This window comes from Amycolatopsis sp. NPDC024027 (assembly GCF_040638975.1).
GTDB lineage: Bacteria > Actinomycetota > Actinomycetes > Mycobacteriales > Pseudonocardiaceae > Amycolatopsis.
The window spans coordinates 142,496-160,509 of the sequence record NZ_JBEZYY010000013.1 but is presented as its reverse complement, the minus strand read 5'-3'; the positions used below and the strand labels follow the sequence as shown (position 1 = coordinate 160,509).

The window sequence follows — 18,014 nt, the reverse complement described above, 5'->3', positions numbered from 1 at the left end:
TCATCCCGACACTCATAACTGGGGCGCGCGGGGTGGCCCAACTCTTAATTCCGCCACGTCGAGCGGCTGACCGGGGACGGTACCCAGGCCCGCCGGAGCCGTTCACCGGGCCCGGTGCGCCGCTCGCCGCGCGGCCGGGGCCGCGCCGCCGGGCGGCATTCGATCACCGCCGATCCGCGCGGGAGCCGGAAGTGCCTGCCGGGCAAGGATTCTGACGCCGTGTCGTGATCGCCGTCGCGCTCCCACCGCCCCGGAACCGCCTCCGACCAGTGACTTTGTGCGTGCATTCACAAGTGGTCTACCGTAGGGCCATCGCCCGGAGCGAGCCGGTATCGAACCGGACTCCGGGTCCTGGGTCAAGACACAGTTCCGAATGGCGATGGCCGCCAGACGTGCACAGCGGGCAGGAGACGACGGCGTGGTGACACAGCGGGGGAGGCGCGACGCGGCGGACTCCCCGGGGCGGGCGCCCCGGCGTCCCCGCCGGCCGGCCGGCCCCGACGCCGACAACGCTCCCACCGCCGAAATGCCCGCGGTACCCGCGGGTGAGCCGGGCCGCAACGGGGATGCCCCCGAGGCCGTCCGGGCGAAGTCCATTCCCGAGGCCGCTGTCGCGCGGCTGGCCGTCTACCTCCGGGTGTTGTCCGGAATGTCGGAACAGGGCGCGACGACCGTTTCGAGCGAAGAGCTGTCGCAGGCCGCGGGCGTCAATTCCGCGAAGCTGCGCAAGGACCTCTCCTACCTGGGCTCCTACGGCACCCGCGGCGTCGGCTACGAGGTCGGCGTGCTGGTCAGCCAGATCGAGCGCATCCTCGGCCTGACCCGGCAGCACAAGGTCGCCGTGGTCGGGATCGGCAACCTGGGCCACGCGCTGGCCAACTACGGCGGCTTCCCGGGGCGCGGCTTCCCGGTCGAAGCGCTGTTCGACCTGGACGCGGACCTGATCGGCGTGCCGGTCGGCGGGCTCCCGGTCTCGCACATGGACGACATCCCCCGGATCTGCGCCGAACGCGGCATCTCCATCGGCGTGATCGCCACCCCGCCCACCGCGGCGCAATCGGTGTGTGACCGGCTGGTCGCGGGCGGTGTCCAGTGCATCCTCAACTTTGCTCCCGTCGTGCTGCAAGTTCCGGCTCACATTGAGGTCCGGAAAGTGGATTTGGCCGTGGAGCTGCAGATACTCTCGTTCCATGTGGCCCGCCGAGCGGACAGTGAAGGCCTAGCCGCCGGTAATCAGGGCAATTCCGGATTACCCGGTGCGGTTCTGCCGTCCGACAATGGAAACGGCAGGCGGAACGGCACGGGTCCGGACGGCGGACGGGAAATGGTGGTGCGCTCATGAGCGTCTTGGCGGTCGGTCTCTCGCATCGGAGTGCGGAGCTGAGCACGCTCGAGCGCGTCGCGGTGCCGGTGCCCGAGATCGGCAAGATCCTCGACGAGCTGCAGCAGGCCGAGCACGTCAGTGAGGTCATGCTCGTCTCGACCTGCAACCGGATCGAGGTCTACGCGGTCGTCGAGACCTTCCACGGTGGCCTCAACGACGTCTCCGAAGTGCTGTCTCGCCAGGCCGGGATGGAACCCGCCGAGCTCTACGACAGCCTGTACGTGCACTACGCCGGTGCCGCCGTCGAGCACCTCTTCTCCGTCACCTCGGGCCTGGACTCGATGGTCGTCGGCGAGACGCAGATCCTGGGCCAGGTCCGCTCCGCCTACGCCACCGCGCGCGAGGCCGGCACCGTCGGCCGCACGCTGCACGAGCTGATCCAGACCGCGCTGCGCGTCGGCAAGCGCGTGCACACCGAGACCGGGCTCGACCAGCTCGGCGCGTCGGTCGTCTCCGAAGCGCTCGCCGCGGCCGGGGACGTCACCGGCAAGCACGCCGTCATCGTCGGCGCCGGCTCGATGGGTGCGCTGAGCGCGTCGCAGCTGCGGAAGGCCGGGATCGGCGAGATCACCGTGGCCAACCGCACCGACGCCCGCGCCCGGCGGCTCGCCGCGAACGTCACCGAGCAGGGCGTGCCGGCCCGGGCGGTCCCGCTGTCCGCCGTCGCCGGCACGGTCCGTGACGCCGACATCGTCATCTGCTGCACCGGCGCGCAGGACGCCGTCTTCGGCCCCGGGCACGTGCTGCCGCGCGGCGGCCGGGACCTCGTCGTCTGCGATCTGGGCCTGCCCCGGGACGTCGACCCGGCGGTCGGCGAGCTCGCCGGCGTCCGGGTGGTCGACCTGGCCACCATCCAGCGCCGGATGCGCGAAGCGGGGACGCCGACCACCGAGCGCCAGACCGCCAAGGCGACCGGGATCGTCCTCGACGAGGTGCGCGACTACCTCGCCGGGCAGCGCAGCGCCGAGGTGACGCCGACTGTCACCGCGCTGCGCCGCCGCGCGGCCGAGGTGGTCGACGCCGAGCTGCTGCGGCTCGACAACCGCCTGCCCGGCCTGGACGGCGCCGTCCGCGAAGAGGTCGGCCGCACGGTCCGCCGGGTGGTCGACAAGCTGCTGCACGCGCCGACGGTGCGGGTCAAGCAGCTGGCCGCCGAGACGGCCGACACCGACTACGCGAACGCGTTGCGAGAACTGTTCTGCCTCGACCCGCAGGCGCCCGCCGCGGTGGCGAGCCCGAAGCCCCCACCAGAGAAGAAGTAGTAGTGACCAGAGTCATTCGTATGGGTACGCGTGCTTCGAAGCTCGCGCTCACCCAGACCGGGACCGTCGCCGACGCCCTGCGCGCCACCGGCGTCGAGGTCGAGATCGTCAAGGTGACCACCCCCGGCGACAAGTCGCTGGCGCCGATCGCGACGATCGGGGTCGGCGTGTTCACCTCCGCGCTGCGGGAAGCCTTGCTGCGCAACGAGGTCGACGTCATCGTCCACTCCTACAAGGACCTGCCGACGGCGCCGGAGCCCGGGATCACGCTGGCCGCCGTGCCGCCCCGCGAAGACCCGCGGGACGCGCTGATCGCGCGCGACGGGCTCACGCTGGGTGAGCTGCCGCCGGGTTCGACGGTGGGCACGGGGGCCGCGCGACGCACCGCGCAGCTGCGCGCGCTGGGTCTCGGTTTGGAAATCGTGCCGATTCGCGGCAATATCGACACCCGCATGCGCAAGGTGACCGACGGCGAGCTCGATGCCGTGGTGCTGGCGCGTGCCGGACTGGCCAGGGTCGGACTGGTCGAGGCGATCACCGAGACCCTCGACCCGATCCAGATGCTGCCCGCGCCCGCGCAGGGTGCGCTCGCGGTGGAGTGCCGGGCCGCCGACGTGGACCTCGAGCAGCTGCTCCGGTCCACTTTGGACGACGAGGGCACGCGGGCCGCGGTGACGGCCGAGCGGGCTCTGCTGGCCGCGCTCGAGGCGGGGTGCAGCGCGCCGGTGGGCGCGCTCGCCGAGATCGTCGAAGATCTCGACGCCGAGGGCAAGGTCGTGGAACGGATCTCGCTGCGCGGCACCGCCGCGGTCGAGGGCGAGGAAGGTGCGGTGGACATGGTCCGGGCCATCGCACTGGCCGACAAGGACCAGGCCGCCCAGCTGGGCAAGGACCTGGCCGCCGAGCTGCTGGACCTAGGGGCCGGAACACTTTCCGGTCCCGCCGAGTGACCTGGGCGTCACACATCCGAACGTAGGAGACCTGTGGCCGGGCGATCCCGCACGGCCGCCGCAAGAGGAGAAACGCACAGATGACCCCCGCGCGAAAGACCACCGGGCGCGTAGCCTTCGTGGGCTCCGGGCCCGGCGACGCCGGCCTGCTCACCGTCCGCGCCCAGGAACTGCTGACCAAGGCCGAGGTCGTGGTGACCGACCCCGACGTGCCGCAGTCCGTGCTGGCCATGGCGGCCGAGGGCGCCGAGGTCCGGCCCGCCGTCGGCGAGGCCACCGAGGTCGCCAAGGACCTGACCACCGAAGCCAAGGCCGGCCGGCTGGTGCTGCGGCTGGTCGCGGGCGACCCGCTGACCACCCCGGCCGTCGTGGCCGAGGTCCAGGCGGTCGCGCGCACGAGCGCCGTGTTCGACGTCATCCCGGGTGTCTCGCCGGCCGCGGCCGTCCCCGCGTACGCGGGCGTCGCCCTGGGCGGCACGCACACCGAGGTCGACGTCCGCGGCGACGTCGACTGGGCGGCCCTGGCCGCCGCGCCCGGCCCGCTGGTGCTGCACGCGACGTCGGCGCACCTGGCCGAGGCCGCGTCGGCGCTGACCGGCAACGGCGTCCCGGCGTCGACCCCGGTCGCGGTCACCGCGAACGGCACCATCAACACCCAGCGCACCCTCGACACCACGCTCGAGAAGGTCGCCAACGACGCCGGCGAGCTCGTCGGCCCGCTGATCGTCACGATCGGCCAGGCCGCCGGGCAGCGCTCGAAGCTGTCGTGGTGGGAGTCGCGGGCGCTGTACGGCTGGAAGGTCCTGGTGCCGCGCACCAAGGAGCAGGCCGGCGAGATGGCCGAGCGCCTGCGCGGTCACGGCGCGACCTCGCACGAGGTGCCGACCATCTCGGTCGAGCCGCCCCGCAGCCCGGCCCAGATGGAGCGTTCGGTCAAGGGCCTGGTCGACGGCCGCTACCAGTGGATCGTCTTCACCTCCACCAACGCGGTCCGCGCGGTGTGGGAGAAGTTCGAGGAGTTCGGCCTGGACGCCCGCGCGTTCTCCGGCGTGAAGATCGCCTGTGTGGGTGAGTCGACCGCGGCGAAGGTGCGCTCGTTCGGCATCATCCCGGAGCTGATCCCCTCGGGCGAGCAGTCGTCCGAAGGCCTGCTGGCCGAATTCCCGCCGTACGACGACGTGCTCGACCCGGTCGACCGCGTGCTGCTGCCGCGGGCCGACATCGCCACCGAGACGCTGTCGGCCGGCCTGCGCGAGCGCGGCTGGGAGATCGACGACGTGACGGCCTACCGGACCGTCCGGGCTGCCCCGCCGCCCGCCGAGACCCGCGAGATGATCAAGACCGGCGGCTTCGACGCGGTCTGCTTCACCTCGTCCTCGACCGTGCGGAACCTGGTCGGCATCGCCGGCAAGCCGCACACCCGCACGCTGGTCGCGTGCATCGGCCCGAAGACCGCCGAGACCGCGGTGGAGTTCGGGCTCCGGGTCGACGTCCAGCCGGAGAAGGCGGACGTCCCCCACCTGGTGGACGCGCTGGCCGAGCACGCCGCGCGGCTGCGCGCGGAAGGTGCCCTGCCGCCGCCGCGCAAGGCGAAGCGGGCCCGCCGCTCCTGAGGTTCGACGTGCCGAAGGCCGCCCCGGTTCGCCGGGGCGGCCTTCGCTCGTTTCAGCGGGGGTTGTCTTTGCGCCACTCCACGTAGTCGGCCACCGAGGCCGCGATGTCGAACCGCGGCTTGAAGCCGGTGTCCTCGGTGAGCCGGGAGATGTCCAGGTACGGGTCCTCGCCGGAAGCCCGCCGAAGGCGCATCCGAAGGGCCTCTGCGAACTCGCAGCCCTGGAACCGCAGCGTCCGCTGGAGGACCCTGGGGCTCACACCCATCGCCTGCAGGCAGCGGCGGTGCAGCTGGCTGGGGGGAGAGCGCGAGGGTTCCGGCCAAGGTGTCGATGTCGACCGGGTGCCACGGCATCAGCCGCCGCACGGCCTCGGCGACCAGCGGGTCCACCGCTTTCACCGGCAGCCGGGCCTGGACGACCTCGAGCGCGCGCTCCGGGGAGCCGGCCGTGGTCACGGCTTCGGCCGAGCGGCCGTCCGCCAGGTCGACGTGCTGGTCGACCAGGTCGTCGAGGGGCACCGGCAGCGGGGGCGTGGCACCCGGCCGGAACCGCACGCCGGCTCGTGCGTGGCGGGATGATCTCGAGCCGCGCCGCGGTCAGCGGGCCGAGCAGCCGGGGCCGGCCGCCGACCGGGAAGTGGAGCTCGATCCCGCCGGTCGGCAGGTGCCGCTCGTCACCGGTGCGCTGGACCCAGACCGTCCGCACGAGGCCGGCCAGCGCGGGCACGGGGAGGCGTTCGACGTACACCTTTCGCACCGAAGCGGTTCCGCGAGAGCGGCGTCAAGCGCACCCTTGCGGAACTGCGGCAAAAGCCGCGGGAGTAACTTGGTAAGGGTGTTCCCCGAGCATCGTCCCCGCAGGCTTCGCACCACCCCGGCCATGCGCAGGCTGGTGGGCGAAACGACGCTGCGGCCACGCCAGCTGATCCTCCCGATGTTCGTCGCCGAAGGGATCGACGCGCCGCGGCCGATCTCGAGCATGCCCGGCGTCGTCCAGCACACCCGCGACACGCTGCGGAAGGCCGCCGTCGACGCGGTCAACGCCGGCGTCGGCGGGCTCATGCTGTTCGGCATCCCGGCCAAGCGCGACGCCGAGGGCTCCGGAGCCGTCGACGAAAAGGGCATCCTCAACGTGGCCCTGCGCGACCTGCGCCAGGAGCTGGGTGACGCCACCGTGCTGATGGCCGACACCTGCCTCGACGAGTTCACCGACCACGGCCACTGCGGTGTCCTGGACGCCGACGGCGGGGTCGACAACGACGCCACGCTGCGGATCTACGCCCAGATGGCCATCGCGCAGGTCGAAGCCGGGGCGCACGTGCTCGGGCCGAGCGGGATGATGGACGGCCAGATCGGCGTCATCCGCCGGGCGCTCGACGAGGTCGGGCACAAGGACGCGGCGATCCTCGCGTACTCCGCGAAGTACGCCAGCGCGTTCTACGGTCCCTTCCGGGAGGCCGTCGACTCGCAGCTCAAGGGCGACCGCAAGACCTACCAGCAGGACCCGGGCAACGGCCGCGAGGCACTGCGCGAGATCGAGCTGGACCTCGCCGAGGGCGCGGACATGATCATGGTCAAGCCCGCGCTGGCCTACCTGGACGTCATCAAGGCGGCCGCGGACATCTCCCCGGTCCCGGTGGCGGCTTACAACATCTCGGGCGAGTACGCGATGGTCGAGGCCGCGGCGGCGAACGGCTGGCTGGACCGCGAGCGGACGGTCCTCGAGGTGCTGACGTCGATCCGCCGCGCGGGTGCGGATCTCATCCTGAGCTACTGGGCCGCGGAAGCCGCTGCCTGGCTGGACTGACCCGTTAGAGTCCACGCGTGGAAGACAAAGAGGACCTCACGGGTCTGACCGACGACGAACGGCGCAAACTCGGCCGGTCGCCCGACCCGGTGCTCCCCGGCGAGCGGGCCCCGAAGGCGGCACCCCCGCGTCCGGTGGCCGTGTCGTTCTGGCTCTGGCTGGCCGGTGGCGTCGTGCTGATCCTGGGGTACGTCCAGCTGATGGCCGGCAAGTCCGCGGTCATCGACCGGTACGTCAAGGGGACGACCGACCCGAAGATCACGCCGCAGATGATCGCGGACGGCGTCACGGCGATGCTGTGGTTCCTCCTCGTCGGGTCGGCCGTGTTCAGCCTGCTGTTCCTCCTCTTCGCGTACAAGGCCCGCGAAGGCACCCGCTCGGCCCGGACGGTGCTGACCGTGCTGCCGATCGTGATGGTGCTGCTGATCTTCACCTTCGCGCCGGTGCTCACCTACCTGACGCTGGTCGCGGTGCTGCTCTTCGTGATCGCGCTGGTGCTGCTGTACCTGCCTTCGGTGAGCGGCTACTTCCCCAAGGTCGGCAAGAAGCTGTGAGCGATCGGCTCTACGCCGAGTCCGGGGTGAGCTGGGCGGCGATCGGGTGGGGGCCGGTCTTCGCCCTGGTGGGCGCGCTGGCGGAGCTCGTCACCGGCGGCCCGGTGCACGTGGTGGGCTGGCTGATGGTCGGGTTCGCGCTGGCCGTCATCACGATGCCGTGGGTGTACGCGCGCCGCCGGTTCCTGTCCCTCGAGGTGACGACCGAGCAGCTGCGGCAGGGCCGGGAGAAGGTGCCGGCCGCGCAGCTGGCTTCGGTCACCGACGTCGGGACGCCGGTCGGCGCGCGCGTGCTGGGCGGCGGCTGGTCGGTGCCGCGCAAGTACGACTCGCTGCCGGTGCGGCTGGCCGACGGCACGGTCGTGCTGGCGTGGGCGAAGGACGTCGAGGCCCTCCAGGACGCGCTGGACCGGCTCGTCCGGGCGACGCCGCGCGAAGCATGAGAAAATCCCCGGTGTGATCGACCTTCCGCAGCCCACCGGGGCCGAGCTCTGGCCGCCGGAAGAACCCGGCCCGCGTGCGCGGCTGCACAAGCCATGGCGGACGTTCGTCGCCGCCGTGGAAGTCGTGCTCGCCGTCGTCGCCGGCTGGGCCGCCTACTCGTGCTGGCACAGCAGCGTCGCCACCGTCGTCACCCGGACCGAGGACGGGGCCGTGCTCGAGTCGCACCGGTACTTCGGCGGGCTGCTCGCCGCCGCCATCGGGCTCGGGACCGTGGCCGCGCTGCTGCTGGTCGACGCGGTGCGTCAGCTGGCGCTCGCCATCCGTGCGCGGAGTACCAAGACCAAGGCCTGATACACAGCTGGCGCACAGGTAACCAACAGTCCATTGCTAAGCAGCGGCACGAAGGTTGCCGCATGACGCGCGTGCGTGCCTCGAAGGCATGGGTGATCAACGGAGCCCTGGTTGTCCTGCTGGCCGGGGCCGGATTCGGGATATACCAGGCATTCAGCCCCGAACCGAGCTCGGCGCAGGCCCAGTCGCGCGGTACCCCGGTCCGCCGGGCGACGGTCACCGAGACCGTCTCCGCCGCCGGGACCCTCGCCAGCAGCTACACCGGCGCGGCGAACTTCGCGACGGCGGGCAAGGTCACCTCGATCGACGTCAAGGTCGGTGACGTCGTCAGTGCCGGGCAGAAGCTCGCCACCGTCGACAGCACCCAGGCGGCGAAGCAGCTTCAGGTCGCGAAGGCGAACCTCGCCGTCGCCCAGAACGCCCTCGACACCGCCGAGACGGCCGAAGACACCCCGGCCACCGGGCAGAACAACCAAAACAGCCAGAACAGCGCCCAGACCGCGGCCAACAACGTCACGTCGGCGCAGGCGAAACTCGACCAGGCCCAGCTCGACGTCCAGACCGCGCAGCAGACGCTCGACAACACGACCCTCTACGCGCCCGGCGCCGGCACGGTCACCGCGATCAGCGGCGCGGTCGGGCAGCAGTCCTCCAGCGGGTCCTCGGCCACGAGCCAGTCTTCGAGCAGCGGCAGCGGCCAAGGCGGCCAGGGTTCGACGAATTCCGGCGCCGCCGCATCGAGCAGCAGTAGCAGTAGCAGCAGCTCCGGGTTCATCACCATCACGAACCTGACCGGCCTGGTCGTCAACACCTCGGTCGCGGAGATCGACGTCAGCAAGGTCAAGGCGGGGCAGAAGGCCACGGTGACGCTCAACGCGCTGCCGGACAAGCCGGTCCAAGCCACCGTGTCGAGCGTCAACCTGACCCCGACCACCAGCGGCAGCGTCGTCTCCTACGGCGCGCAGCTGGCCCTGACCAGCCCGCCGGACGGGCTGCGGCCCGGCCAGTCGACGAGCGTCGTGATCACCGTCGCCGAGGCGGACAACGCGCTGAGCGTGCCGGCCGCGGCGGTGCAGACCGTCGGCAGCACCAACCTCGTCACCGTGCAGGAAAACGGGCAGAACGTCACCCGCCAGGTGCAGGTCGGGCTGCGCGGCGAGTCGACGGTCCAGATCACCTCCGGGGTGACCGAAGGCGAGAACGTCGTGCTCACAGGGACGGCCTCGACCGGGACCACGGGCGGCACCGGGCGCACCGGCGGTACCGGGGGCACCGGCGGGTTCCCCGGCGGCGGAACCGGTGGCTTCCCGGGCGGCGGCCAGCGCGGCACCGGCGCCGGCGGCGGCTTCGGCGGACGCGGATGAACCCGGTGATCGCGGTCTCCGGACTGCGCAAGACCTACGGGGCCGGCGAGACGGCGGTGCACGCGCTGCGCGGCGTCGACCTCACCGTGTGGCCCGGCGAGTACGTCGCGATCATGGGCGCGTCCGGTTCGGGGAAGTCCACGCTGCTGAACATGCTGGGCTGCCTGGACGTGCCGACGTCCGGCCGGTACCTCCTGGACGGCTTCGGGGTCGGCAAGCTGAACGAACGGCAATTGGCGTTGCTGCGCAACCGGAAGATCGGGTTCATCTTCCAGTCCTTCAACCTGGTGCCTCGGACGTCCGCTTTGTCCAATGTGGAACTTCCTTTGGTCTACAGTGGACTCAAGCGGTCCGAGCGCCGTCGCCGCGCGCTCGCGGCGCTCGACATGGTCGGGCTGTCCGACCGGGCCAAGCACCTCCCGAGCGAGCTTTCCGGCGGCCAGATCCAGCGCGTCGCGGTGGCGCGGGCGCTGGTCACCGGCCCGGCGATGCTGCTGGCCGACGAGCCCACCGGCAACCTCGACCGGCGCAGCACCGAGGACGTCCTCGGCGTGTTCGACCGGCTCAACTCCCTCGGCCGCACCATCGTCGTCATCACGCACGAGGACGAGGTCGCCGAGCACGCGCACCGCGTCGTCCGGGTCGACGACGGGCTGATCGTGTCGGACGAAACCACGCGTGCGGTGGGAGCGGTCCGGTGAACCTCCTCGAAATCCTGCGGTTCGCCGTGCGCGGGCTCACCGCGAACAAGCTGCGCTCGGCCCTCACCACGCTCGGCATCACCATCGGCGTCGCCGCGGTGATCCTGCTGGTCGCGGTCGGCAACGGCGCGTCGGCGGCCATCGCGGCCAGCATCCAGGGCCTCGGCACCAACGTCGTCAACGTCTCCCCGGCCCGCGGCGGCGGGCAGGGCGCGGCGGCGCGGCCGCTGACCGTCCAGGACGCGCACGCGCTCGTCGACCCCGTCGGCGCCCCGGACGTCAAGGCCGCTTCGCCGGTGGTCAACACGACGGCGACCGCGACCTACGGGCAGACGTCCTACGACATCTCCAGCGTCGCCGGCACCGAACCCGCGTACTTCACCACGACCAACCGCGAACTCGCCCAGGGGCAGCTGTTCACGAGCGAGGACGTCACGGCCGCGCGGAAGGTCGTCGTGCTCGGCCCGACGACCGCGGAGTCGATCTTCGGCACCGCCACGGACGCGGTCGGCAAGAACGTGCTGCTGAACAGCATCCAGTTCACCGTGATCGGTGTGCTGCAGGCCAAGGGCAGCACCGGGCTGCAGAACGCCGACGACGTCGCCATCGCGCCGATTTCGGCGGTCCAGAACTCCCTCGCCGGCTACGGCAGCCTCAGCCAGATCGCCGTCCAGGCCACCAGCGCCGACTCCGTCTCGCTGGCCCAGTCCGAGATCACCGCGATCCTCAACGCCCGCCACGGCGTCCGGCTCGGCGGCACGCCGGACTACCAGATCCAGAACTCCGAGCAGCTCCTCGCGACCCGGACGTCGGCGACCGAGACGTTCACCGTGCTGCTGGGGGCGGTCGCGGCGATCTCGCTGCTGGTCGGCGGGATCGGCGTCACCAACATCATGCTCGTCACGGTGACCGAGCGGATCCGCGAAATCGGCATCCGCAAGGCGATCGGCGCCCCGCGCTCGGCCATCCTCGGCCAGTTCCTCGCCGAAGCGACCATGCTCAGCCTGTTCGGCGGCCTGCTCGGCGTCGCGATCGGGGTGATCGGCAGCCGGTTCACCATCTCCGGGATCAAACCCGTCGTGGTGCCCTCGTCGATCCTGCTCGCCTTCGCGGTATCCGCCCTGATCGGGCTGTTCTTCGGCAGCTTCCCGGCGAACCGGGCCGCCAAGCTCCGGCCCATCGATGCGTTGCGTCACGAATAAGGAGTTCCCGCATGTCTTCCTCCACCCAGACGCCGCCCGTCCCGGGTGACGAGCCGACGGCGATCCTGCCCGCCGTCGAGCCGACCGCGGAGCAGATCGTCGCCAGCCCAGCGGTCGACGGTGACCTCAACGCCGAAATGCGCCGGGCCGCGAAGCCGTTTTCCCGCACGACGCTGGTGCTCGCCGGGCTCGTCGTGTTCGCGATCGCGTTCGGCGGCGGCGCCTGGACGCACGCGGCGTTCGGCTCCGCCACGCCCACGCGCCCCGGCGGCACTGCCGGGGGCAGTCAGGCCCGCGCCCAGGGCGGCACCGGCCAGCCCGGCGGCACCGGCCAGCAGGGCAGCGGGTTCCGCGGCGGCCGCGGCACCACGGGCACGGTCGACCACGTCGACGGCACCACCGTCTACGTGAAGACCGCGCAGGGTGCCGACGTCAAGGTGTCCACATCGGACTCGACCACGGTCGGGGTGACCCAGCAGGGCAAGCTGTCGGACCTCAAGCCGGGCGCGACGGTCGTCGTCCAGGGCCAGGCGGGCAGCGACGGCACGGTGACCGCGCAGGCCATCACCCAGGAGGCCGGGCGCTAGTTCCAGCTAGTTCAGGACGAGGATCGCGGTGTTGAGCGCCGTCGCGTAGAGGATCCAGGCGAGGTAGGGCACCAGGAGCGCGGCGGCGGCCTTCGACCGGCGGCCGAACAGGACGATCGTCACGACCACGACGACGTCCAGCAGCACGATGTCGGCCAGGGCGAGCCCGGCCGCGCCGCCCTCGAAGAACAGCGGGGTCCAGAGCAGGTTGAACAGCAGGCCGATGCCGTACGCGGCGAACCCGCGCGTCTCGCCGTCGGTCCGCCAGTACAGCCAGCCCGCCACCGCGATGGTGACGTACAGCACCGTCCACACCGGACCGAACAGGGCGGCGGGCGGCGCCCACGCCGGCTGCTCGAGCCGCGCGTAGACCGCCCTCGCCGACGTCGCGGCCAGGCCGCCGACCACGGCCACCACGGCGACGACGCCCAGGAACCCGGCCAGCATCAGCCACGGGTTGCGGTGCGGGGCGCGTTCGGTCACCGGCTGTTCCCCTCCCGGGCGGCTGCCCGTCATCTTAGGCGGGTTTGCGAGACTGGAGGGGTGAGCACTGGAACCGAGCAGTCCAAGGCATGGTTCGACCGCGCGAAGGCGGCCATCCCGGGCGGGGTGAATTCGCCGGTGCGGGCGTTCAACTCGGTCGGCGGCACGCCGCGGTTCATGGTCCGCGGCGAGGGCCCGCACCTGTGGGACGCCGACGGCAACCGCTACGTCGACCTGGTGTCGTCCTGGGGCCCGATGATCCTGGGGCACGCGCACCCGGCGGTCGTCGAGGCGGCGCGCCGGGCGGCGACGTCCGGGCTCTCGTTCGGCACCCCGACGATCGGCGAGGTCGAACTGGCGGAGGAGATCATCGGCCGGGTCGAGCCGGTCGAGCAGGTCCGCCTGGTCAACTCGGGGACCGAGGCCACGATGAGCGCGATCCGGCTGGCCAGGGGGTTCACCGGCCGGTCGAAGATCGTGAAGTTCGCCGGCTGTTACCACGGTCACGTCGACGCGCTGCTCGCGCAGGCCGGCTCCGGCGTCGCGACGCTCGGGCTGCCGACCTCGCCGGGCGTCACCGGGGCACAGGCCGCGGACACGCTGGTGCTGCCCTACAACGACCTCGACGCGGTCCGGAAATCCTTTGTGGACAACCCGGGCGAGATCGCCGCGGTGATCACCGAGGCGGCGGCCGGGAACATGGGCGCGGTCGCGCCGGACGACGGCTTCAACGCCGGGCTGCGCGAGATCGCGCACGAGCACGGCGCGCTGCTGATCATGGACGAGGTGATGACCGGGTTCCGCGTCTCGCACGCGGGCTGGTTCGGCCTCGAAGGCGTGGCCGGCGACCTCTACACGTTCGGCAAGGTGATGTCCGGCGGGCTGCCGGCGGCGGCCTTCGGCGGCCGCGCCGACGTGATGGCCAAGCTCGCCCCGGGCGGGCCGGTCTACCAGGCCGGGACGCTCTCCGGGAACCCCGTCGCGGTGGCCACGGGCCTCGCGACGCTGCGCGCGGCCGACCACGCCGTGTACGCGGCTCTCGACGCCAACGCGAAGCGCCTCGGCAACCTCTTCCACGCCGCGCTCCTCGAAGCGGGGGTCGCGCACAACGTCCAGTACGCGGGCAACCTGGTGAGCGTGTTCTTCGGTGAGACGCCGGTCCGCGACTACGCCGGCGCGCAGGGGTCCGAGACGTGGCGCTTCCCGCCGTTCTTCCACGCGTTGCTCGACGGAGGCGTGTACGCGCCCCCGAGCGCGTACGAGGCGTGGTTCGTCAACGCGGCGATGGACGACGAAGCGTTCTCGGTGATCGAAGCGGCGCTGCCCGCGGCGGCGCGCGCAGCGGCTGGGGCCGTCCAGTGACCACCGTCGTCCACATGCTGCGTCACGGCGAAGTGCACAACCCGGAGAAGATCCTCTACGGCCGGCTGCCCGGCTACCGGCTCTCGGAGCGTGGGCAGCGGCAGGCACTCACGGTCGCCGAGGCCGTCGCCGGTCACGACCTCGTGCACGTCGTCGCCTCGCCGTTGCAGCGGGCGCAGGAGACGGCGGCCCCGATCGCCGCCGCGCACCGGCTCGACATCGCGACCGACGAGGGCCTGATCGAGGCGGGCAACCAGTTCGAGGGCCTGCACGTGGCGGTCGGCGACGGCGCGCTGCGGGAGCCCAAGCACTGGCCGAAGCTGGTGAACCCGTTCAAGCCGTCGTGGGGCGAGCCCTACCTCGAGATCGCCCACCGGATGCTCGGCGCGGTCCACCGGGCCCGCGAGGCGGCTCTCGGTCATGAGGCCCTGTGCGTCTCGCACCAGCTGCCGATCTGGACGTTGCGGCGGTTCCTCGAGGGCAAGCGCCTGTGGCACGACCCGCGGCGCCGCCAGTGCTCGCTGGCGTCCCTGACGTCGCTGGTGTTCGAGGGCGACGAGCTGCGCGAGATCGTCTATAGCGAGCCGGCGGGCGCGACCGACCCGAAGGTGACCGGGGCATGAGGCTGGTCTGGGTGGTGCTCGCGGCACTGGCGCTGGCCGGCTGCAGCGCGGGCAAGGACGCGGTGGTGCAGGGGAGCAGCTTCAGCTTCGTCTCCCCGGGCGGCAAGATCGACATCACCTACGACGCCGCCCAGCGCCAGACGGCCCCGGTCCTGGCCGGCGAAGACCTGATGAACGAGGGCAAGCAGCTGTCGCTGGCGGACTACGCGGGCAAGGTCGTGGTGCTCAACCTGTGGGGCCAGTGGTGCGGGCCGTGCCGCACGGAGGCGCCCGAGATGGAGTCGCTGGCGAAGCAGGGCGTCCAGGTGGTGGGCATCGACGTCCGCGACCCGGCCCGCGAGGTGGCCCAGGACTTCGTCCGCGACCGGCAGCTGACGTACCCGTCGATCTACGACCCGGACGGCCGGGTGCTGCTCAAGCTGAGCGGCTACCCGCGCAACATCATCCCGTCGACGATCGTGCTGGACAAGCAGCACCGCGTGGCGGCGGTGTTCCTGCGGCCGGTGCTGGCCCAGGACCTGCTCCCGGTGACGCAGCGGCTGACCGCGGAGGCTTGAGCGGGGTTGGCCGGGGCGGCACGGCCGGCGGGCTCGGGAGCGCGGCCCGCCCTTCCCTTGGGGGGACCTCCCTGGTCCAGTTTATCGGCGGAGTACGACAGAACCCCGAAATCGCCGGTCGGAAAGCGGAGTCATCCACAACTCAGCCGGGCTGTGGATGAATCAGGCGGAATCGGGTCCTGTCGTGCCGGGTCGGCCCGGAATCGGGCCATCCCGGGCCGCAACCTCGCCGCAGCAGCGCGGACCCGCGACCGAACCACGGCCCGAGCCCGGCACCAGAAACCCGGCCACCCGTGCCACAACCCCCGAAACCCCCGGGACCAAGGTCCTGATCTGCTGTGACCGAGGTCCTGTGAAGCGGCCCCGGCGTTCTCACCAGGACCTCACTGCCTACCCTCAACGGGGTGAACTCCGTGACCGAGCTGGCGATCTCCGGACCGCTGCTGCTCGCCGCGGGTGTCGCGCTGCTCGCCGGCGCGATCTCCTTCGCCTCGCCGTGCGTCGTGCCGCTCGTGCCGGGTTACCTCGCCTACCTCGCCGCGCTCGTCGGGGCCGATGCCCCCGCCGTCAGCGCCGATGAAGAGCGCAAGCAGGGCCGGTGGGCCGTCGTCGGGGCCGCGCTGCTGTTCGTGCTCGGGTTCACCGTCGTGTTCGTCGCGACCTTCGGCACGCTCGTCTGGCTGACCGCGACCCTCACCCTCAACCAGGACCTGCTGCAGCGCCTCGGCGGCGTGCTCACCATCGCGATGGCGCTGGTGTTCCTCGGCTGGATCCCCGGCCTGCAGCGCGAGGTGCGCTCGCACCACGTCCCGCGCGGCGGTGTTTGGGGTGCCCCGCTGCTCGGCGCGATCTTCGGGCTCGGCTGGACGCCCTGCATCGGCCCGACGCTGTCCGCCGTCACCACCCTGGCCAGCGCGACCGGCGGCGCGGCGGCCCGCGGGTACCTGCTGATCGCCGTCTACTGCCTCGGCCTCGGGCTGCCGTTCCTGCTCATCGCGCTCGGCGCCCGGTGGGCCGTGCGCGCCACCGACTGGGTCCGCCGGCACGGCCGCCAGGTGCAGGTCTTCGGCGGCGTGCTGCTGCTGATCGTCGGCCTCCTGCTGGTCACCGGCGTCTGGGGAGATCTGATGGGCTGGATCCGCAACGAACTCGCCATCGACCTGAGGCTGCCCCTGTGACGACCACCGAGGCGCCCCCGAAGACCCCGCAAGGCCCCACGCCCGCCAAGCGCACCTTCGCCTTCCTGCGCAACACCTGGCGCGGCCTGACGTCCATGCGCACCGCGCTCGTCCTGCTGTTCCTCCTCGCCCTGGCCGCCCTGCCGGGCGCGCTCCTGCCGCAGCGGAAGCTCAACGCGCCCAAGGTCGCCGAGTACATCGCCGCCCACGGGTGGTGGGGGACGCTGCTCGACAAGCTCGAGTTCTACGACGTCTACTCCAGCATCTGGTTCTCGGCGATCTACCTGCTGCTGATGATCTCGCTGATCGGCTGCCTGACGCCGCGCAGCTTCGAGTACGTCAAGGCGATGCGCGCCAAGCCGGTGCTGACGCCGCGCAACCTGGCGCGGATGCCGCACTACCGGCTCGGCCGCGGCGAAGCCGATGCCACCGCCGAGATCGCGGCCGTCCACAAGCAGCTTTCCGGCTGGCGCCGCATCGAACGCGAGGAAGCCGACGGCGCCCGCACGATCTCGGCGGAACGCGGGTTCCTGCGCGAGACCGGCAACCTCGTCTTCCACTTCAGCATGCTCGGCCTGATCGTCTTCTTCGCCCTCGGCAAGCTCTACGGCTACGAAGGCCAGGTCATCGTCCAGGCGAACGGCGACGGCTTCTGCAACGCCGGCATCTACAACTACGACTCCTTCAACGCGGGGCTGCGCGTCGACGGCACCGACCTCGACCCGTTCTGCGTGAAGGTCAACGACTTCACCGCGCGCTACACCGAGTCGGGCCAGCCCGACTACTACCACTCGAACATCGAGTACCAGTCCGGCCCGGACCTCGAGACGGGCACCTGGCGCCCGTACGGCCTCGAGGTCAACTCGCCGCTGCGCACCGCCGGCGACCGCGTCTACCTGCTCGGGCACGGCTACTCGCCGAAGTTCACGGTCACCTTCCCGGACGGCTCGCAGCGCACCCAGAACACCCAGTGGCGCACGGTCGACCCGACCACGATGCTCGCCGAAGGCGCGACGAAGTTCGACCAGCCCGGCATCACCGACGAGGTGCAGCGGCGGACCCGCCAGCTGGCCGTCACCGGCCTGTTCGCCCCCACGGCGTTCCTCCACGGCAACGTCCTGACGTCGTCGGCGCCCGAGGCGAAGGACCCCGCCGTCGCCGTCGACGTCCTGCGCGGTGACCTCGGCCTCGACGCCGGGCGCGGCCAGTCGGTGTTCGAGGTCGACCAGACCCTCGTCGACGACGGCAGGCTGAAGAAGGTCGCCCGCGAGAACCTGAAGGTCGGCCAGGAGCTCAAGCTCGACGACGGCACGAAGGTCCGCTTCGACGGCGTCGGCGAGTGGGTCTCCCTGCAGGTTTCCCACGACCCGACGCAGGGGTTCGTGCTCGGGTTCGCCATCGCGATGTTCCTCGGCCTGGGCGCGTCCCTGCTGGTCAAGCGCCGCCGGCTGTGGGTGCGGGTGAAGCCGGGGACGCCGGGCGACCCGGGTACCGTGATCGAGGTCGCCGGGCTGGCCCGCACCGACCAGGCCGGGTACGGCGAAGAGTTCCAGCGGGTCAGTGAACGCCTGATCAGTGGTCAGAAGGGCTGAG

20 protein-coding genes are annotated in these 18,014 nt (G+C 71.7%); 18 read left to right on the top strand and 2 right to left on the bottom strand.

Features of this window, described 5'->3' with window-relative positions; translation table 11 throughout:
- Positions 1-418 precede the first annotated feature (418 nt).
- The 4 genes from AB0F52_RS29385 (at position 419) to AB0F52_RS29370 (ending at position 5,209) form a co-directional block, all read left to right on the top strand.
- A complete protein-coding gene (locus AB0F52_RS29385) occupies positions 419-1,342 on the top strand; it encodes a redox-sensing transcriptional repressor Rex (protein WP_360178253.1) in 924 nt (307 codons plus the stop codon).
- Complete coding sequence (locus AB0F52_RS29380) at positions 1,339-2,646, top strand: glutamyl-tRNA reductase (protein WP_360177923.1); 1,308 nt, start codon at positions 1,339-1,341, stop codon at positions 2,644-2,646. The genes AB0F52_RS29385 and AB0F52_RS29380 overlap by 4 nt, the downstream gene beginning before the upstream one ends.
- A gap of 20 nt (positions 2,647-2,666) precedes the next feature.
- On the top strand, positions 2,667-3,596 hold the full coding sequence (gene hemC / locus AB0F52_RS29375; RefSeq protein ID WP_360177920.1) for a hydroxymethylbilane synthase: 930 nt from the start codon (positions 2,667-2,669) through the stop codon (positions 3,594-3,596).
- Positions 3,597-3,676: 80 nt separating this feature from the next.
- The gene (locus AB0F52_RS29370; protein ID WP_103337296.1) at positions 3,677-5,209 is read left to right on the top strand and encodes a bifunctional uroporphyrinogen-III C-methyltransferase/uroporphyrinogen-III synthase; all 1,533 of its coding nucleotides are present in this window, start codon (positions 3,677-3,679) and stop codon (positions 5,207-5,209) included.
- A 52-nt stretch (positions 5,210-5,261) separates the two neighbouring features.
- Here the strand turns inward: AB0F52_RS29370 and AB0F52_RS29365 are convergent, their stop codons facing one another.
- Complete coding sequence (locus AB0F52_RS29365; protein ID WP_360177917.1) at positions 5,262-5,468, bottom strand: hypothetical protein; 207 nt, start codon at positions 5,466-5,468, stop codon at positions 5,262-5,264.
- A gap of 82 nt (positions 5,469-5,550) precedes the next feature.
- Between AB0F52_RS29365 and AB0F52_RS29360 the strand changes: the two genes are divergently transcribed.
- The 9 genes from AB0F52_RS29360 to AB0F52_RS29320 all read left to right on the top strand — a co-directional run bounded on the left by AB0F52_RS29360 (position 5,551) and on the right by AB0F52_RS29320 (position 12,218).
- Positions 5,551-5,787, top strand: coding sequence for a hypothetical protein (locus tag AB0F52_RS29360; protein WP_360177914.1), 237 nt, complete (start codon positions 5,551-5,553; stop codon positions 5,785-5,787).
- A 256-nt stretch (positions 5,788-6,043) separates the two neighbouring features.
- Positions 6,044-7,015, top strand: coding sequence for a porphobilinogen synthase (gene hemB, locus AB0F52_RS29355; RefSeq protein WP_360177911.1), 972 nt, complete (start codon positions 6,044-6,046; stop codon positions 7,013-7,015).
- A 17-nt stretch (positions 7,016-7,032) separates the two neighbouring features.
- Entirely contained in the window at positions 7,033-7,569 is a 537-nt protein-coding gene (locus AB0F52_RS29350; RefSeq protein WP_360177908.1) for a hypothetical protein, read from the top strand.
- Positions 7,566-8,012: a hypothetical protein gene (locus AB0F52_RS29345; protein WP_360177905.1), complete on the top strand. Its 447-nt coding sequence runs from the start codon at positions 7,566-7,568 to the stop codon at positions 8,010-8,012. Before AB0F52_RS29350 ends, AB0F52_RS29345 begins: the two co-directional genes overlap by 4 nt.
- A 13-nt stretch (positions 8,013-8,025) precedes the next feature.
- Positions 8,026-8,364, top strand: coding sequence for a hypothetical protein (locus tag AB0F52_RS29340; protein ID WP_360177902.1), 339 nt, complete (start codon positions 8,026-8,028; stop codon positions 8,362-8,364).
- A 62-nt stretch (positions 8,365-8,426) separates the two neighbouring features.
- Positions 8,427-9,728, top strand: a complete 1,302-nt coding sequence (locus AB0F52_RS29335) for an HlyD family efflux transporter periplasmic adaptor subunit (protein WP_360177899.1) — start codon at positions 8,427-8,429, stop codon at positions 9,726-9,728.
- Positions 9,725-10,429 (top strand): ABC transporter ATP-binding protein, encoded by a 705-nt coding sequence (locus tag AB0F52_RS29330; RefSeq protein WP_360177896.1) that lies wholly within the window; start codon positions 9,725-9,727, stop codon positions 10,427-10,429. The genes AB0F52_RS29335 and AB0F52_RS29330 overlap by 4 nt, the downstream gene beginning before the upstream one ends.
- A complete protein-coding gene (locus AB0F52_RS29325; protein ID WP_360177893.1) occupies positions 10,426-11,631 on the top strand; it encodes an ABC transporter permease in 1,206 nt (401 codons plus the stop codon). Before AB0F52_RS29330 ends, AB0F52_RS29325 begins: the two co-directional genes overlap by 4 nt.
- Before the next feature lie 11 nt (positions 11,632-11,642).
- Positions 11,643-12,218: a hypothetical protein gene (locus tag AB0F52_RS29320; RefSeq protein WP_360177890.1), complete on the top strand. Its 576-nt coding sequence runs from the start codon at positions 11,643-11,645 to the stop codon at positions 12,216-12,218.
- 6 nt (positions 12,219-12,224) lie between these two features.
- On the opposite strand, the gene AB0F52_RS29315 is transcribed toward AB0F52_RS29320, so the two are convergent.
- Positions 12,225-12,701: a TspO/MBR family protein gene (locus tag AB0F52_RS29315; RefSeq protein ID WP_360177887.1), complete on the bottom strand. Its 477-nt coding sequence runs from the start codon at positions 12,699-12,701 to the stop codon at positions 12,225-12,227.
- A 60-nt stretch (positions 12,702-12,761) separates the two neighbouring features.
- Here AB0F52_RS29315 and hemL point away from each other — a divergent pair, with 60 nt between their 5' ends.
- The 5 genes from hemL (at position 12,762) to AB0F52_RS29290 (ending at position 18,013) form a co-directional block, all read left to right on the top strand.
- Positions 12,762-14,063 (top strand): glutamate-1-semialdehyde 2,1-aminomutase, encoded by a 1,302-nt coding sequence (gene hemL, locus AB0F52_RS29310; protein WP_360177884.1) that lies wholly within the window; start codon positions 12,762-12,764, stop codon positions 14,061-14,063.
- Positions 14,060-14,686 (top strand): histidine phosphatase family protein, encoded by a 627-nt coding sequence (locus AB0F52_RS29305; protein ID WP_360177881.1) that lies wholly within the window; start codon positions 14,060-14,062, stop codon positions 14,684-14,686. Before hemL ends, AB0F52_RS29305 begins: the two co-directional genes overlap by 4 nt.
- Positions 14,683-15,243: a TlpA disulfide reductase family protein gene (locus AB0F52_RS29300; protein WP_360177878.1), complete on the top strand. Its 561-nt coding sequence runs from the start codon at positions 14,683-14,685 to the stop codon at positions 15,241-15,243. Before AB0F52_RS29305 ends, AB0F52_RS29300 begins: the two co-directional genes overlap by 4 nt.
- A 404-nt stretch (positions 15,244-15,647) precedes the next feature.
- Positions 15,648-16,421 (top strand): cytochrome c biogenesis CcdA family protein, encoded by a 774-nt coding sequence (locus AB0F52_RS29295; RefSeq protein ID WP_360177875.1) that lies wholly within the window; start codon positions 15,648-15,650, stop codon positions 16,419-16,421.
- Entirely contained in the window at positions 16,418-18,013 is a 1,596-nt protein-coding gene (locus AB0F52_RS29290) for a cytochrome c biogenesis protein ResB (RefSeq protein ID WP_360177872.1), read from the top strand. Before AB0F52_RS29295 ends, AB0F52_RS29290 begins: the two co-directional genes overlap by 4 nt.
- Position 18,014: the final 1 nt, after the last annotated feature.

Excerpts from the sequence above, each read along its gene's own strand:
- AB0F52_RS29380 (WP_360177923.1), top strand. The coding sequence starts at position 1,339 with ATGAGCGTCTTGGCGGTCGGTCTCTCGCATCGGAGTGCGGAGCTGAGC.
- hemC (WP_360177920.1), top strand. The coding sequence starts at position 2,667 with ATGGGTACGCGTGCTTCGAAGCTCGCGCTCACCCAGACCGGGACCGTC.
- AB0F52_RS29370 (WP_103337296.1), top strand. The coding sequence starts at position 3,677 with ATGACCCCCGCGCGAAAGACCACCGGGCGCGTAGCCTTCGTGGGCTCC.
- AB0F52_RS29335 (WP_360177899.1), top strand. The coding sequence starts at position 8,427 with ATGACGCGCGTGCGTGCCTCGAAGGCATGGGTGATCAACGGAGCCCTG.
- AB0F52_RS29330 (WP_360177896.1), top strand. The coding sequence starts at position 9,725 with ATGAACCCGGTGATCGCGGTCTCCGGACTGCGCAAGACCTACGGGGCC.
- AB0F52_RS29320 (WP_360177890.1), top strand. The coding sequence starts at position 11,643 with ATGTCTTCCTCCACCCAGACGCCGCCCGTCCCGGGTGACGAGCCGACG.
- AB0F52_RS29300 (WP_360177878.1), top strand. The coding sequence starts at position 14,683 with ATGAGGCTGGTCTGGGTGGTGCTCGCGGCACTGGCGCTGGCCGGCTGC.